This is a genomic window from Campylobacter sp. CS_NA3 (genome assembly GCF_027797495.1).
Taxonomy (GTDB): domain Bacteria; phylum Campylobacterota; class Campylobacteria; order Campylobacterales; family Campylobacteraceae; genus Campylobacter_B.
The window spans coordinates 786,890-801,615 of sequence record NZ_CP115609.1 but is presented as its reverse complement, the minus strand read 5'-3'; the positions used below and the strand labels follow the sequence as shown (position 1 = coordinate 801,615).

General features: G+C 36.4%; 16 protein-coding genes. 11 read left to right on the top strand and 5 right to left on the bottom strand.

Features of this window, described 5'->3' with window-relative positions:
• Positions 1-9 precede the first annotated feature (9 nt).
• Genes cybH through hypF form a run of 4 tightly spaced genes read left to right on the top strand, consistent with a single transcriptional unit; the run spans position 10 to position 5,008 of the window.
• Positions 10-681 carry a Ni/Fe-hydrogenase, b-type cytochrome subunit gene (gene cybH / locus PF026_RS03995; RefSeq protein ID WP_270860911.1) on the top strand — a complete coding sequence of 224 codons (672 nt, stop codon included), beginning with the start codon at positions 10-12 and terminating at the stop codon, positions 679-681.
• Positions 678-1,223 carry a HyaD/HybD family hydrogenase maturation endopeptidase gene (locus PF026_RS03990; protein ID WP_270863865.1) on the top strand — a complete coding sequence of 182 codons (546 nt, stop codon included), beginning with the start codon at positions 678-680 and terminating at the stop codon, positions 1,221-1,223. The genes cybH and PF026_RS03990 overlap by 4 nt, the downstream gene beginning before the upstream one ends.
• Positions 1,213-2,745, top strand: coding sequence for a hypothetical protein (locus tag PF026_RS03985; protein WP_270863864.1), 1,533 nt, complete (start codon positions 1,213-1,215; stop codon positions 2,743-2,745). Before PF026_RS03990 ends, PF026_RS03985 begins: the two co-directional genes overlap by 11 nt.
• Positions 2,705-5,008, top strand: a complete 2,304-nt coding sequence (hypF, locus tag PF026_RS03980; protein ID WP_270863863.1) for a carbamoyltransferase HypF — start codon at positions 2,705-2,707, stop codon at positions 5,006-5,008. The genes PF026_RS03985 and hypF overlap by 41 nt, the downstream gene beginning before the upstream one ends.
• Positions 5,009-5,052: 44 nt before the next feature.
• Here hypF and PF026_RS03975 read toward each other — a convergent pair whose 3' ends face one another.
• The 5 genes from PF026_RS03975 to PF026_RS03955 all read right to left on the bottom strand — a co-directional run bounded on the left by PF026_RS03975 (position 5,053) and on the right by PF026_RS03955 (position 8,468).
• Positions 5,053-5,211, bottom strand: a complete 159-nt coding sequence (locus PF026_RS03975) for a DUF1328 domain-containing protein (RefSeq protein WP_270860915.1) — start codon at positions 5,209-5,211, stop codon at positions 5,053-5,055.
• Between the two features lie 97 nt (positions 5,212-5,308).
• The gene (locus PF026_RS03970; protein ID WP_270863862.1) at positions 5,309-5,728 is read right to left on the bottom strand and encodes a VanZ family protein; all 420 of its coding nucleotides are present in this window, start codon (positions 5,726-5,728) and stop codon (positions 5,309-5,311) included.
• A gap of 97 nt (positions 5,729-5,825) precedes the next feature.
• Positions 5,826-6,740 (bottom strand): cysteine synthase A, encoded by a 915-nt coding sequence (gene cysK / locus PF026_RS03965; protein ID WP_270863861.1) that lies wholly within the window; start codon positions 6,738-6,740, stop codon positions 5,826-5,828.
• Positions 6,741-6,750: 10 nt separating this feature from the next.
• Complete coding sequence (locus PF026_RS03960; RefSeq protein ID WP_270863860.1) at positions 6,751-7,164, bottom strand: RrF2 family transcriptional regulator; 414 nt, start codon at positions 7,162-7,164, stop codon at positions 6,751-6,753.
• Between the two features lie 11 nt (positions 7,165-7,175).
• Positions 7,176-8,468 (bottom strand): O-acetylhomoserine aminocarboxypropyltransferase/cysteine synthase family protein, encoded by a 1,293-nt coding sequence (locus PF026_RS03955; RefSeq protein WP_270863859.1) that lies wholly within the window; start codon positions 8,466-8,468, stop codon positions 7,176-7,178.
• A 204-nt stretch (positions 8,469-8,672) separates the two neighbouring features.
• Here PF026_RS03955 and PF026_RS03950 point away from each other — a divergent pair, with 204 nt between their 5' ends.
• From PF026_RS03950 to PF026_RS03920, 7 genes are all read left to right on the top strand, one after another.
• Positions 8,673-9,005: a hypothetical protein gene (locus tag PF026_RS03950; RefSeq protein WP_270860920.1), complete on the top strand. Its 333-nt coding sequence runs from the start codon at positions 8,673-8,675 to the stop codon at positions 9,003-9,005.
• Positions 9,006-9,126: 121 nt separating this feature from the next.
• Positions 9,127-9,828 carry an SIR2 family NAD-dependent protein deacylase gene (locus tag PF026_RS03945; protein ID WP_270863858.1) on the top strand — a complete coding sequence of 234 codons (702 nt, stop codon included), beginning with the start codon at positions 9,127-9,129 and terminating at the stop codon, positions 9,826-9,828.
• Entirely contained in the window at positions 9,825-10,445 is a 621-nt protein-coding gene (locus PF026_RS03940) for an HAD family hydrolase (RefSeq protein ID WP_270863857.1), read from the top strand. Before PF026_RS03945 ends, PF026_RS03940 begins: the two co-directional genes overlap by 4 nt.
• Positions 10,446-10,511: 66 nt before the next feature.
• Positions 10,512-10,760: a DUF2018 family protein gene (locus tag PF026_RS03935; RefSeq protein WP_270863856.1), complete on the top strand. Its 249-nt coding sequence runs from the start codon at positions 10,512-10,514 to the stop codon at positions 10,758-10,760.
• A gap of 2 nt (positions 10,761-10,762) precedes the next feature.
• Positions 10,763-11,668: a polyprenyl synthetase family protein gene (locus tag PF026_RS03930; protein ID WP_270863855.1), complete on the top strand. Its 906-nt coding sequence runs from the start codon at positions 10,763-10,765 to the stop codon at positions 11,666-11,668.
• Positions 11,668-12,975, top strand: coding sequence for a glutamyl-tRNA reductase (gene hemA, locus PF026_RS03925; protein WP_270863854.1), 1,308 nt, complete (start codon positions 11,668-11,670; stop codon positions 12,973-12,975). Before PF026_RS03930 ends, hemA begins: the two co-directional genes overlap by 1 nt.
• Entirely contained in the window at positions 12,965-14,674 is a 1,710-nt protein-coding gene (locus PF026_RS03920) for a proline--tRNA ligase (RefSeq protein ID WP_270863853.1), read from the top strand. Before hemA ends, PF026_RS03920 begins: the two co-directional genes overlap by 11 nt.
• Positions 14,675-14,726 lie beyond the last annotated feature (52 nt).

Here is a 14,726-nt window from a genome sequence, read left to right as displayed (position 1 = left end):
GAGATTGATATGAAACGAACACCTGAATATGAATTCTCCGTAGGTCTTAGGCTAACTCACTGGATAAGAGCGATTTGTATTGTCGTGCTTGTGGTTACAGGTTTTTACATTTCGTATGTTTTTATAGCTCCGTCAGTTAGCAGTGAGCCAAATTTGTTTTTACAAGCTAAATGGCGATTTGTCCATTTAGTGGCTGGTTTTGTGTTGATTGCAGCAACAATTTTTAAATCGTATCTATTTTTATTTGATATACAAAGTAGAAAAGAGCTAGTTAGTATAAGGGATTTTCTAAGTCCAAAAGTTTGGATAGCTCAGATTAAATATTACCTATTTTTAGGCGAACATCCGCATTTGCGCGGCGTTTATAATCCTTTGCAATTCATCGCCTATATCGGATTTTATTTTGTGCTTTTCCTTATTTGTTTGACTGGTATGATTTTATATGTTCATATCTATCACGACGGACTTGGCGGATTTTTTTACGAAATTTTGCGCCCAGTTGAAGCTATGTTTGGCGGTCTTAGTGAAGTAAGGATCATTCATCATATCTGTATGAATATTATTATAATCTTTGTTCCTGTGCATGTTTATATGGCAATTTTCAATGCCGTAAAAGGCAAAGATGGCGCGATAGACGCTATTGTTAGCGGATATAAATTTAACAGGGAAACTCGCGCTTGAAACTCCTTGTTTTAGGCATTGGCAATGTAATGTTCTCCGATGAAGGCATCGGAGTTCATTTTGCCAAAATGCTACAAAAAAATTACACATTCAAAAGCGACGAACACAGCATAGAATTTATCGACGGCGGGACTTTGGCAAATTTGTTAATGCCGATTTTGGCAGAATTTGATGAAGTTTTGCTTATTGATTGTATTGACGCTGACGGTGGCGAGATCGGCGATGTCTATTTTTTTGACTACAAAGTTATGCCAAATGCCATAAAATGGAGCGGATCGGCTCACGAAATCGAAATGCTTCAAACTCTGCAAATGATGGAGCTTTGTGGCGATATGCCAAAAACGCACATTTTAGGCGTTGTTCCAAAACGCATAGAGCCGATGAGCTTTTGTATAAGTAACGAGCTTCAAAAATCAAGCCAAGTTATGGAAAAACAGGCGTTAAAATTTATTAGCGAACTTGGTTTTTCTTATGAAAAGGTTGCAAATTTTAGCGTCCAAGATGTAGCAGATGAATTTGAAAAGATAAAACATGATAATTGAATTTGAATTTATTTACGATAACGACAATGCCTTAATAGCCCATTTTTTGGACTTTTACGCGCAAAAAAGTAGGCTTAAATACACACTAAATTTAGAGAAAAATTTTACCAGACTTTTCGTCATCGGCGAAGAAAAAGAGCTTTTGAAATTTAGTGATGAATATATGAATTTAATTCCAAATTCGGTATTTTTAGCTAAAACTTCGGTAAAAGTCGTAGAAACTGCAAAAGAGCATAATTTTACGCAAAATAGGGCTAAATTTGCAAATTTCACGCCAAGTGTTATAAAAGCTTACCAAGAAAATGGTGCATTAAATGCAAATGAATTTGGCGTTTTAAGTAGCGTAAGCGTTTTGCAAAATGGCGAATTTAAGCAAGTTTGCAAAGAGAATTTTAACGAACTTTTGGACTTTTGTTTTACCAAGCTTTTTCATAATCAAAATTTGCAAATTAAGCTTGATGATCAAATTTGCGAATTAAACGCAAATGCCGATTTTAATGCAGATTTTTTGATGCCGACTTCCTTAAAAGCGTTAAGCAAAATTTTTGTTGCCGATGAAAAAATCGTCGTAGCACTTGCAAGTTATGAAAAACCGCTTTTAAATTTGAAAACAAACTCCATTTTTAGAAGCAATCACGAAAAAGTCCCAGCATTTTTCGATGTCAAATTTGCAGGTGATTTTTTTATTCACACACTTTTTGGAAAACTTTTTGCAGAAGAGATTTTCTTTGTCAGCGTGAAAGCTGATAAAAGTAAATTTATTAAAATCGCCGTTTTGGACGAGCAGTTTTTGGTAATAAATAATCCAAATTTTTTAAGCCAAAAAAGCGAAAATTTTCTAAATTCAAAAGATGATAAAAATTTAGCAAATTTTGCGTTATTCTGCGATGAAATGGGCGTTTTTGACAAAAAAATATTGCAAGTTTTTTTGAGTAAAAAGCATAACGACACTATAAAAGTTTTTGATAAAGATTTGCAAGTTTCTATGCTAGAAATTAAAATTCCAAACTCTTACGAAGAGCTAAAAGATGAAATTTGCTCCGATGAAATCGGTTGCAGACTATTTGAAAATTTCAGCAAAAGTTATGATTTTCCAAAAGGCAAAATTAACGCAAATGCAAGTTTTTACGGACTTTTTGATATAGTAAGTAAAATTTTATTTGATAAAGATGCGCAGTATTTGCTTGATTGTTCAAAAGATTTTTTAGGCAAAAAAGGCGTTAGAATCGATTTTAGCGTGGATAAAAATAGCAATTTTAACTGCATAAAATTTATCAAAAGCGCAATGAGTTTTAAACTAGCAGGAAGCGATGATAAGCTGCTTAGCTACGGATTTATCGATTCGTTGGCATATTTTTTAAGCGATTATTTTGATTTATTAAAAGAAGAGTTTGAAAGCGAAGCCATTTTGCTTACAGGGTCGCTTTTTGAAGAGAAAAATTTAGCAAATTTGGTTTTAAATTTGACACAAAACAGCCACAATGCAAAATTTAGCAACCAATACGGACTTGAAGTCTTTTAAATTTGAAATTTTCGGAGCAGTGCAGGGCGTGGGCTTTCGCCCGTTTGTTTATAGAATTTGCACTGATTTAGGGCTTTTTGGCAAAGTTTTCAACGACGGCGAAGGCGTGAAAATTTTTGTAAATGGTTCAAATTTGCAAATAAAAGAGCTTAAAAAAAGGCTTAAAGCCGAGCTTCCGCCACTTGCGCGGATTGATAGGCTTGAAATTTATGAAATTTCACCGCGAATTTATAATGATTTTAAAATAACACACTCGCAAGAAACGCAAAAATTTAACCCCATTTTGCCTGATTTCGCCATTTGTGATGATTGCAGGCGCGAATTTTACGACCCGCAAAACAAACGCTACAAATATCCGTTTATAAACTGCACGAACTGCGGACCTCGTTTGAGCATTATTCAAAATTTACCTTACGACCGCTCAAATACGACAATGGTGAAATTTAAAATGTGCGAGTTTTGTGAAAATGAATATAAAAATCCGCTAAATCGCCGTTATCACGCCGAGCCGATTGCTTGCGCGAAATGTGGTCCAAAGCTATTTTTAAAAAATAAAAACGGCGAGATTTTAGCTCGTGGCGAAAACGCTGTTATCAAGCTTTGTGAGATTTTAGCTCGTGGCGAGATAGTCGCTGTCAAGGGGCTTGGCGGATTTCATATAATGTGCGACGCGACAAATGAAAATGCTGTCTTAAATTTGCGAATTCGCAAAAATCGCCCCGATAAGCCATTTGCCGTAATGTGTAAAGATTACGAGATGGCTGAAAAATTTGCTAAATTTTGCGAGAGTGAAAAAGAGCTTTTAAATTCGCAGATTAAACCGATAGTTTTGGTTAAAAAATCGAAAAATTCGCAGAATTTTGCTCTCGCTTATGCGGTGGCGCCAAATTTAGGCAAGGTTGGCATTTTTTTAGCAAACACTGGCATTCATTTGCTAATTTTTGAGTATTTTAATCGCCCGTTAATCGCTACTAGCGCAAATATTAGTGGCGAGCCGATTATTTTTGATGAAATAAATTTACGCCAAAAACTTGGCAAAGTCATAGATTTTTATTTGGATAACGACAGAGATATAGTTACGCCAAGTGATGATAGTATCGCCTTTTGCGTAAAAAATTCGCAAAATATTACGCAAAATTTTACGCAATTTTTACGCACTTCGCGTGGGTTAAATCCACAAATTTATAAAAGCAAATTTGATATTAAAGGCTCGTTTTTGGCTCTTGGAGCTGAGATGAAAAACCAGTTTGCTATTTATAAAGACGGGCAAATTTTTATCAGTCCATACATAGGCGATCTAAAAAATATCGCCACAAACCGGCGATTTTTCGAGCTTTTAGAGATTTTTATAAAAACTTATGATTTGAAATTTGACGCTGTTATAGGCGACATGCATCCGAATTTTTTACACACTAAACATTTTGAAAATTTGGGCTTTAAAGTGGCGAAATTTCAGCACCATTACGCGCATTTAGTTGCGAATTTGGCGGATAATGATTTGCTTGGAAGTGGCAAAAAATATCTTGGTTTTAGCTTTGACGGCACGGGTTATGGCGAAGACGGCACGATTTGGGGCGGGGAAGTGCTGGAATTTGATGAATTTGGCTATGAGAGAGTTTTGCATTTTGACGAATTTGCGCTAATCGGTGGCGAGAGTTCAATCAAAAATATCTATAAACTCGCAATTTCGCTGATTTTTAAATTTGATTTAGAAAATGAAGCGAGTGAATTTTTGTCAAAATTCAGCAAAAATGAAATCTCAAATTTGAAAAAGGTAGCTTCAAATTCGCCACAAACTAGCTCACTAGGGCGAATTTTCGACGCATTTGCAAGTGTGATTTGTGACCAAAGAAGCGTTAGTTTTGACGGACAAAGCGGTATGGTTTTGGAAAATCTTTTTGATGAGAGCAAAATCACTAGTGAGAGTGAAAAACGCTATAAATTTGAGATAATAAACGGCAAAATTAGTGTGAAAAACGCCTTTTTAAGTGCGCTAAAAGATGAGCCTAGCGTGGCTGCTTCAAATTTCATAAACGAGATCGCACAGACAATGCTAAAAATCGCAAAAAGGCAAAATTTAGAAGTCGTGCTAAGTGGTGGGGTTTTCCAAAATGCTACGCTTTTAAATTTAGTTGTGCAAAAATTTAGTGCTAGTGGCGTGAAATTTTATCTACACAAAAGTGCTCCTACAAACGATAGTGGCGTTGCTATCGGGCAACTTATGGCGTATTTAAGTGCTTTAAATAAGAATTTAAAAAAGTAAATTCGACTCCAAATAGAGTCGAATTTGTATGAATTTTCGCAAATTTATCTAAATTTTTTGAAAATAAAAGACAAAACAAATAAAATCAAAAATACGACAAATAGGATTTTTGCAATCCACGCGCTAGTTCCTGCGACGCCACTAAAACCAAAAAATCCAGCGATAATCGCGATTACAAGAAAGATAATTGCATATCTAAGCATTTTTTATCCTTTGTTAAAAAATTTTCGCCGAAGCGATAGTGTAATTTTAGCAATTTTTTATAAATAAAGTTATAGTTTTTATGATTTCATTGTAAAATTAATCGATTGGGTAATTGTTTTTATTTAATTTTAACAAAATTTCGCAAAATTTGGCACCTAAAAACACGCCGATTGAATTTAAAATCAAATCATCAAGTTCAAAAATACCAGTTTTAAAGACAAATTGTGAAATTTCAACCAAAAGCGAAAATAAAAATCCAAAAAGCACGATTTTGGCGGTTTTTGTGAGCGTAAATTTATATCTTGCAAAAAATCCTAGCGGAAAAAACCAGCCTAAATTCCCAAAAAATAGTCTCAAAAATGATTTTATGCCGCCGTTTTGCCAGACATTTGCGTAGTCTAAAAACGGCACGAGATTGTACTTGCCGACTTGCCAAATTTTTTCCACACTAAATCCGTCGCGAAACACGGCCAAACGCAGTAAAAACACAAAATAAATAAGAAAAATAACAAGCATAAAAATCTTAAATTTTAAAGAATAAATATCAATTTTCATTAAATTTTACAATCAAAATTTGGCACAAAATTATAAATTTTATGCCAAATTTATAAATTTATTTAAACAAATCCGTTGAAAGGTATCTTTCGCCGGTGTCATTTAGTGTAGTTACTATGGTTTTACCGCGGTTTGCGTAGCGACCTGCGATGATACTGGCCGCATATACATTTGCGCCACTTGAAATTCCTACAAGCAAACCCTCTTTTTGCGCCAAAGCCTTTGTCGTAGCAAAAGCATCATCGTTTTCAACAGTGATATACTCATCAATCAAATTTAAATCCAAATTTTTTGGGATAAAATTTGCTCCGATTCCTTGGATTTTATGACTTCCTGCGCACCCTCTACTAGCTAACGGCGATGCGCCCGGCTCGACGGCTATGACCTTTAAATCGGGATTTTTTTCTTTTAAAAATTTAGCCGTTCCGCTAAGAGTTCCGCCTGTGCCAAAACCGGCAACGAAAACATCGACATTTCCATCCGTATCATGCCAAATTTCAGGTCCTGTCGTGTTAAAATGAGCGTTTGGATTTGACGGATTGTCAAATTGGCTTGGGATAAACGAATTTTCATTTTCGTTTGCTAGTTCGTTTGCTTTATCTACTGCACCTTTCATGCCGTATTGTGGGTCAGTTAGCACGATTTTAGCACCAAATGCGGCTATTAGTTTTTGTCTTTCTATACTCATCGAGCTTGGCATTGTTAGGATTAGTTTTAGCCCCATTTTTGCTGCTATCATGGCTAGTCCCACGCCCGTATTTCCGCTAGTTGGCTCGATCAAAAGAGTGTCTTTGTTTATCTTGCCTTCTTTCATCGCATCGCTAATAATTCTCCACGCAATGCGATCTTTAACCGAGTGGCTAGGATTTAAAAACTCAGCTTTTGCTAAAATAGTTGCATTTTTTGAAAACGAATTTATACGCACAAGCGGAGTGTTGCCGATAAGCTCGGTTACATCATTTGCTATTTTCATAATTTTTCCTTTAAATACTAAAATCCAAAAATTTGGTGCTTTCTTCTTTATATTCTTCGAATTTGCTAATTGGCTCATTAAGCATGTTTAGCAGTTTTTCATCATATTTTTTGAAGAAAAATTCTAAATTTGGATTGGCAATTTTTAAATTTGTCATTTTAAAATCTTTTTCCATTGACTTAAAAACATCGGCAAATGTGATTTTATCGGCACTCATAGCCAAAAAATAACCGCCGTTTTTACCCTTTATACTCTCAATTAGCCCAGCTCCCCTAAGCCCGTTTAGAATTTGCTCCAAATAGTTTTTTGAAACCAAAATTCTATCTGAGATTTCTTTTATGCTAATCGGCGATATTTCACTAGCTTTGGCGATTTCTAGAATCGCCATTAAGCCATAAACGCCTTTTGTAGATAAAAGCGCCATTTTTTTTCCCCTTATTTTATTGCTTTTTCGATTGCATTTTTAAGATCGTTTATTAAATCATCAGTGTCTTCTAGCCCAACGCTAAGTCTTATTAAGCCAGGAGTAATTCCAGCGCCAAGTAGCTCTTCATCGCTTGATTGCGAGTGAGTTGAACTTGCAGGGTGAGTGATGACCGATTTGCTATCGCCGATATTTACGACAACGGCAAAAATTTTAACCTCTCTCATAATAGCATCAGCTATTTCTCTACTTCCTGCATCAAAACACAAAAGACCGCTCGCAAGCCCGTCTGTAAAGTTTTCTTGCACAAATTTATTTAACGGCGAACTTTTTAAACCCGGATAATTTACGCTTTTTATCGCCGGATGTTTTTCCAAAAATTCGGCGATTTTTTGCGTTTTGCGTGAGTGTTCTTTTACTCTTACGCTTAGTGTTTCTAGCCCTTGGATTAATTGCCAAGCGCTAAATGGGCTCATTGTTGCGCCTATATCACGCAAAAGTCCAAGACGAATTCTAAGCGTGAAAATATCAAAATTTTCTACCAAATTTGTATAAACTAGTCCGTGATAACTCTCATCTGGCTCGTTAAAATCAGCATATCGTGGATTTCCTACGATTTTTTTATTTGTGCTAGCTCCGCTTACGACGGCTCCTGCGATGGTTAAGCCTTGACCGCTTATATATTTACTTGCACTATGGATTACGACATCTGCACCTTTTTTTATCGGTTGAAAAAGCACTGGCGTAGCGACCGTGTTATCAACAATGCTAATAATGCCGTATTTATCGGCGATTTCTATGATTTTATAGAAATTTGGAATCGCCACTTGTGGATTTGAAAGCGTTTCAACAAAAATCGCTTTTGTTTTGCTGTCGATCAAGCTTTCTAAATCGTTCGCGCTGTCTGCGTCAAAAACTCTTGTTTCAATGCCAAATTTTTTAAGCGTATGGAGCATTAAATTTGAAGTTCCGCCATAGACTTTTTGTGCCATGATGATATTATCGCCCGCACTTGCGACATTTGCAACTGCATAAAATGAAGCCGCTTGACCGCTAGCTGTGCCAATAGCCGCCACGCCGCCTTCAAGTGCAGCAATTCTAGCTTCAAAAATATCCACAGTTGGGTTATTTAAACGCGTATAAATCGGACCAAGACTTTGCAAAGCAAACCTAGCTGCTGCTTCTTCGCTAGTGCCAAAGTCAAACGCTGTGGTTAGATAAATAGGAACAGCCATAGAACCGCAACCTTCTTTTGAGCTGTAACCTGCATGTGTGGCAAGTGTTTCGAAATTTAAATCTGCCATATTTTTCCTTTGTTGTAAAATTTCGGCGAATTATAACAGATATTTTTTTTATTGTCAAGTTTTAAAATATGTTTTTTAAAATCACTAAATAGCGTGATTTTAAAAATTTATTATTTTAATAATATATTAAATAAATATGCGAAAAATAAAAAATAAAGTTAAATTTGATATAATTTCGCTTTATTTGGCAAAAAAGGATTAAATTTGAGCGTAGCAAATGATAAAAGCGAACGCATAAAATACATTAGAGCATTGGAACGCTTTGCAAAATCGGCAATTTCGATTTTAAAAAGAGATGATTTTGATGAAAATTTATTTAAAATTCGCGTGATAAAAAACTACGAAGTTTTAAAAAAAATTCAAGCTGTTTATTTGGATCAACCATATACAAAAGGGCTTGAAAACTTCGTGAAATCGGTATTAGCAAACAAAAACAAAGACGAGCTGATAAAAGAAGCAAATTTGCTAGAAAAACTAAAAAATTCAAAAACTTACAAAAAAGATAAACATAAAGGTAAATTTAAAGATGAATTTTAAAAAATTTACGCGGGGGCGGGGCGTTTTTTAGGAGGCATTCCGCTCCCGCACCCCCACCCCGTAAAACCTTAGCGGTGGCGCACTTCGTGCGCTGATTTTTATTTTAAAATTTGGAGAGAAAATGAAAAAAGTTTTGATTTTAAGTGGAGCCGGACTTAGTGCAGCTAGCGGGCTTCGCACTTTTAGAGATAGTGGTGGTCTATGGGAGCAATACGATATAAGCGAAGTTTGTTCGGTGCCGGGATTTTTAAAAGATAGAGCAAAAGTGCTTAAATTTTATGACGATAGAAGGGCGCAACTCGCCACTTGTGAGCCAAATTTAGCGCATTACACAATTGCGAAATTAAAAAAAGAATTTGGTGAAAAAATCGTTGTGCAAACCCAAAATGTCGATGATTTGTTAGAGCGCGCTGGGTGCGAAAGCGTAATCCATTTGCATGGATTTTTGCCAGAAATTCGCTGTGAAGTGTGCGAAAATGTCCAAAATATCGGCTACGAAAAAATCGCAGGGCAAATTTGCAAGAAATGCAAAAGCGAAAAAATGCGCCACAATATCGTTATGTTTGGCGAAGCAGCCCCACACTACGCCGACCTTTACGCAGCGCTCCAAGAGTGCGAAATGTTTGTTTGTATCGGCACGAGCGGGGAAGTGCTAGATGTGGCAGGTTTTACAAGATACTTCGAATTTAGCATTTTAAACAACCTTGATTCTTCAAGAATCGATAAGTATTTCAACAAATGCTACACCGAGAGTGCCGTTACGGCTGCACCAAAGTGGGAAAATGATATTAGGGCATTTTTGAACGGAGAATTTATGGTATGAAAACGATAATTTTTGATATGGACGGAACGCTTTTAAATAGCGAAAAGGCGATTTGTGAAAGCATAAATCACATGCGAAAGTGGCTTGGTATGAGCGAACTTTCAAACGAATTTATCGTTGAAGTTATAAACGATATGAGTAAAAATTCCATTGTCGAATTTTATGGTACAGATAAGATTGACGCGAATTTAAGAGCCGAATTCGAGCGGGTTTATGTGGAAAATTACAAAAAATTTGCAGTTTTGTATGAGGGAATTTTAGAACTTTTGCAAAAATGCAAAAAAGCAGGATTTTTTATCGCAATGGCGTCAAATGCGCCAACACAGACACTTGATGGGATTTTAAAAATGACAGCTGTTAGAGAATTTTTTGATTTTGTTATCGGAGCAGATGATAAAATTCCGCAAAAGCCCGATCCAAAAATGCTTTTTGAAGTTTTAAGACAAAGCGAATTTAAAAAGGCGATTTTTTTAGGCGATAGCAACAAAGATGAATTTGCTGCAAAAAATGCGAATATTTCGTATTTGCAAGTGATTTGGGGTATGGGAAAATTTAGTAAAACAGCAACAAACGCAAAAACGCCAAATGAAGCGTGGGAGATTATTTCTAAGCTTTAAATTTACGACTAATTTTAATTAAATTTAGAATTTGGTATAATCTGCGGATTTTAAAAAAGGTGAAAAATGGATATTTTTGAAGGCACTCCAAGGGATAAATTTTTTGACATTGCATTTAATGCAAACAGAAATTTGGTTGAAGATGAAATCACAAAGCTTTTAATGAAGCTTATAAGTTATGAAGAAATTTGTGCTAAACACGGCATTAGCGAGAGTGAAGTAGAAATTCATGCAAATGAAAAACTCGATTTTACAGACGAGTTAAACGATAAATTTATCGAGCTAACGGCAAATATTTTAAGTGCAAATGAGTAAAAATGTCGCAAAATTTAGAAAAAATTGATTTTTTTATGCGTGAGTTTATCGCCGAATTTGATTGTGATGAAGCCTTAAAAATGTTTGACGAGCTAAGTTCGGGCAAAAAACTTCGTTCAAAACTGCTTTTAAATATCGCAGGAATTAACGAAAACTCACTAAAACTTTGCGCGATAATCGAGCTTATCCAAGCTGCAAGCCTGCTTCACGATGATGTTATCGATGAGAGTGATACAAGACGCGGAAAGCCGTCCATAAACGCTACTTATGGCTCAAAAAACGCCGTAATGCTAGGCGATATTTTGTATTCGAAAGCGTTTTTCGAACTTACCAAATTTGATAAATTCGTGGCAGGCTGTATCTCCGAAAGTGTCGCAAAACTCTCTGTCGGCGAGTTAATCGATGTTAAAATGGGCGAGAGTTTTAACGATGATGAGAAAAAATATCTAAATATGATTTATTTAAAAACGGCAGCACTCATCGAAGCAAGTGCGATGAGCGGGGCATTTTTGGCAGGTCTTAATACAACTAAATTTGGCGAATACGGCAAAAATCTAGGAATTGCATTTCAAATCATCGATGATATTTTAGATATTACGCAAGATAGCGCAAAACTTGGCAAACCTGCACTCAATGATTTCAAAGAGGGCAAAACCACTTTGCCGTATATTTATTTGTATGAAAATTTACAAGTTAATGATAAAGAGTATCTAAAATCGCTTTTTGGCAAAGAGCTAAATTCGCAAGAAAGTGCGTGGATAAAGGCAAAATTTGGCGAATTTAAAATCATAGAAAAGTGCGTGAATTTAGCTAAAAATTACGGCGAAAAAGCTTTGCAAAGCGTTAGTGAATTTAAAAATGAAAAATTAAACGAAATAGTTCTAAATATGATAAATAGGGAATTTTGATGAGTTATATGAGCGTGAGTTTTACTCACAAAAATACCGATATTTTTCTGCGTGAAAAGCTTTCGTTTTCAAACGAAGTTAAAAAACGCGAAATTTTGCGACTAATCGGCTCAAATTCGGCAATCAAAGAGTGTTTTGTGCTTAGCACTTGCAACAGAGTTGAAATTTTTGCTTTTGTTGATAATTTTGAAGTTGCGTCGAAATTTGTCGTTCAGGCGATCTCAAAGGTAAGCGGTGTCGAATTTGACGAGCTAGAAAGCAGAGCTGATATTTATGAAGATTATGGTGCGATTCATCATCTTTTCTCGGTCGCAGCTTCTCTTGATAGCCTTGTTGTAGGCGAGACGCAGATAGTTGGTCAGCTAAAAGATGCTTATAAATTTGCGCTTGAAAACGGAAATTTAGGCGATGAAATCAAAAAAGCAATCGCCAAAGCCCTAAAATGCGCCGCCGAAATTCGCAACAAAACCGAAATTTCTAAAAATCCGATTTCAGTTTCAAGCGTGGCTGTTTCTATGGCAAAAGAAAAACTTGGATCACTTGAAAATGTGGAAGCAGTAGTCATAGGTGCAGGAGAGATGAGCGAACTAGCTTGTAAGCATTTGCTAACGCACGGCGCAAAGGTTACGATTTTAAATCGAAATTTGCAAAATGCAAAGAATTTAGCCTGTAATCTTGGCGATGAAGTCAAATTTGATAGCCTTGAAAAATTAAAAAGCTATATCAACAAATTTAGCCTTATTTTTAGCGCAACAGGCGCAACAGGGGCGATTATAACTGATGATTTAATCGAAAGCGTGGATTTTAAAAGATACTTTTTTGACATTGCTGTGCCACGCGATATAGAGCTTAGCGACAGCGATGACATCGAAGTTTATGCAGTCGATGACCTTGAAGATATAGTTAAGAGAAATTTGATTTTGCGTGAAGAACAGGCGCGTATCGCTTATGGTATCGTCGGCAGCAGCACGAGCGAATTTTTCAAAGAAATCAAAACTCAGGCTTGCACGCCGATAGTAAAAGCACTTCGCCAAAGAGCAAGAGAAGTCTCAGCTAACGAGCTTGATAAAGCTATCAAAAAAGGTTATCTAAAAAATAGCGACAAAGAAGAAGCTAGAAAGCTAATCCATCAGGTCTTTAAGGCGTTTTTGCATACGCCAAGCGTAAATTTAAAGAATTTAGATGATAAAAACGAGATAGACAGCGCTACTAACGCTGTTTTGGATATTTTTGGATTAAATGAAATTTATGAAAGTTTTGTAAAAGAAGATAAAACAAAAGAAACGGAGATAGAAAATGAAATTTAGTAGGCTGTTTGCGCCGACTATCAAAGAGGCACCAAAAGACGCAGTTTTGCCAAGCCATATATTTTTGATTCGTGCAGGATTTATAGAGCAGTTAGGAAGCGGGTTATATAACTTTATGCCGCTTGGAAAAATGGTTTTAAATAAAATAACTAGCGTAGTGCGTGATGAAATGAACGCTGCCGGTGCGCAAGAAGTCGCTTTTAGCGTGGTTACTCCCGCAGAAGCGTGGAAAAGTAGCGGACGATACGCCGTATATGGAAAAGAGCTTTTGCGTTTAAAAGATAGAAAAGAAAACGACTTTGTCCTAAGTCCAACAAATGAAGAAAGCTCCGTGTTAATGGTAGCAAATAAGGTTACTAGCTATAAAAATTTGCCGTTAAATATCTATCAAATCAATACCAAATTTAGAGATGAAGCTAGACCTCGCTTTGGGTTACTTCGTGGTAGAGAATTTACGATGAAAGACGCGTATAGTTTTCACGCAAATGAAGCTGATTTGGGGCGAGAGTTTGATTTAATGGAAGCAACTTATAATAAAATTTTTACTCGCTTAGGACTAAATTTCAGAGCCGTTGAAGCCGACAGCGGTGCGATCGGCGGAAGCGGAAGCAAGGAATTTATGGTTTTGGCTGATAACGGCGAAGATGATATTTTAGTTTGCTCTGGTTGTAAATATGCTGCTAATGTCGAAGCGGCTAAAAGAGCGCCAAAAATCGCATCTTGCGAAGCCCCTGAGACAGACGGCATGATGAAATTTCACACCCCTGAGACTAAAACAATCGAACTAGTGGCAAATTTTTTCAAAGTCGATAAATTTTATACCATTAAAGCTGTTTTGAAAAAAGCCATTTACGAAAACGGCGAAAAAATCGTAGCGTTTTTTATTCGCGGAGACGACGAGTTACAAGAAACAAAGGCTACAAATGCGTGTGGAGCGTTAGAGTTAGTAGATGCCGATGAAAATGAAGTCAAAAATGCAGGTTTTGTAGCGGGTTTTTGCGGACCGTTTAATTTGCCTGAGAGTGCCGAATTTTACATAGATAAAGAACTTGAAAATGCCCGTGAGATGATTTGTGGAGCAAATGAAGAAAATTATCATTTTATCGGCTGCAATGTCGTTAGTTTTAAGGCGGAACGATTTAAAGATTTAATAGCCGTGCAAGAAGGCGATAAATGCTCGTGTTGTGGCGCTAAACTAGATAAAACCAAAGGCATTGAAGTTGGACACATTTTTAAGCTCGGACAAAAATATTCCGATCCAATGAACGCTAAATTTTTAGACGAAAACGGCAAGAGTGTGCCGTTTTATATGGGTTGCTATGGTATCGGCGTGAGCCGTCTAGTCGCAGTCGCAGTCGAGTCTAGCCACGATGAGAAAGGTTGCGTGTGGAGCAAAGAGTTATCGCCTTTTGCGCTAGAAATCATCATTTCAAATGCAAAAGATGAAAATATCGTTAATTTTGCGACCGAACTTTATGAGAAATGCCGAAATTTAGGCATTAACGCCTTGCTTGATGATAGAAACGAACGCTTTGGCGTTAAGATGAACGATTACGAGCTTATGGGCTTTCCATACGCCCTGCTAGTCGGCAAAGGCCTAGCTAACGGCGAAGTAGAGTTTATCGAGCGCAAAAACCTAGAAAAACAAAGCATTAGCGTGGATAAAATTTTGGATTTTATAAAAGAAAAATTGGCGTAAATGCTTGAAATTTGGAGTTAAAATGGTTAGCTATTTCATTACAAAAGAACAA

Coding starts and splice junctions, on each gene's coding strand:
- cybH (WP_270860911.1), top strand. CDS start 10: ATGAAACGAACACCTGAATATGAATTCTCCGTAGGTCTTAGGCTAACT.
- PF026_RS03985 (WP_270863864.1), top strand. CDS start 1,213: ATGATAATTGAATTTGAATTTATTTACGATAACGACAATGCCTTAATA.
- hypF (WP_270863863.1), top strand. CDS start 2,705: ATGCAAAATTTAGCAACCAATACGGACTTGAAGTCTTTTAAATTTGAA.
- PF026_RS03975 (WP_270860915.1), bottom strand. CDS start 5,211: ATGCTTAGATATGCAATTATCTTTCTTGTAATCGCGATTATCGCTGGA.
- PF026_RS03970 (WP_270863862.1), bottom strand. CDS start 5,728: ATGCTTGTTATTTTTCTTATTTATTTTGTGTTTTTACTGCGTTTGGCC.
- cysK (WP_270863861.1), bottom strand. CDS start 6,740: ATGAAAATAGCAAATGATGTAACCGAGCTTATCGGCAACACTCCGCTT.
- PF026_RS03960 (WP_270863860.1), bottom strand. CDS start 7,164: ATGGCGCTTTTATCTACAAAAGGCGTTTATGGCTTAATGGCGATTCTA.
- PF026_RS03955 (WP_270863859.1), bottom strand. CDS start 8,468: ATGGCAGATTTAAATTTCGAAACACTTGCCACACATGCAGGTTACAGC.
- PF026_RS03945 (WP_270863858.1), top strand. CDS start 9,127: ATGAAAAAAGTTTTGATTTTAAGTGGAGCCGGACTTAGTGCAGCTAGC.
- PF026_RS03940 (WP_270863857.1), top strand. CDS start 9,825: ATGAAAACGATAATTTTTGATATGGACGGAACGCTTTTAAATAGCGAA.
- PF026_RS03935 (WP_270863856.1), top strand. CDS start 10,512: ATGGATATTTTTGAAGGCACTCCAAGGGATAAATTTTTTGACATTGCA.
- PF026_RS03930 (WP_270863855.1), top strand. CDS start 10,763: ATGTCGCAAAATTTAGAAAAAATTGATTTTTTTATGCGTGAGTTTATC.
- hemA (WP_270863854.1), top strand. CDS start 11,668: ATGAGTTATATGAGCGTGAGTTTTACTCACAAAAATACCGATATTTTT.
- PF026_RS03920 (WP_270863853.1), top strand. CDS start 12,965: ATGAAATTTAGTAGGCTGTTTGCGCCGACTATCAAAGAGGCACCAAAA.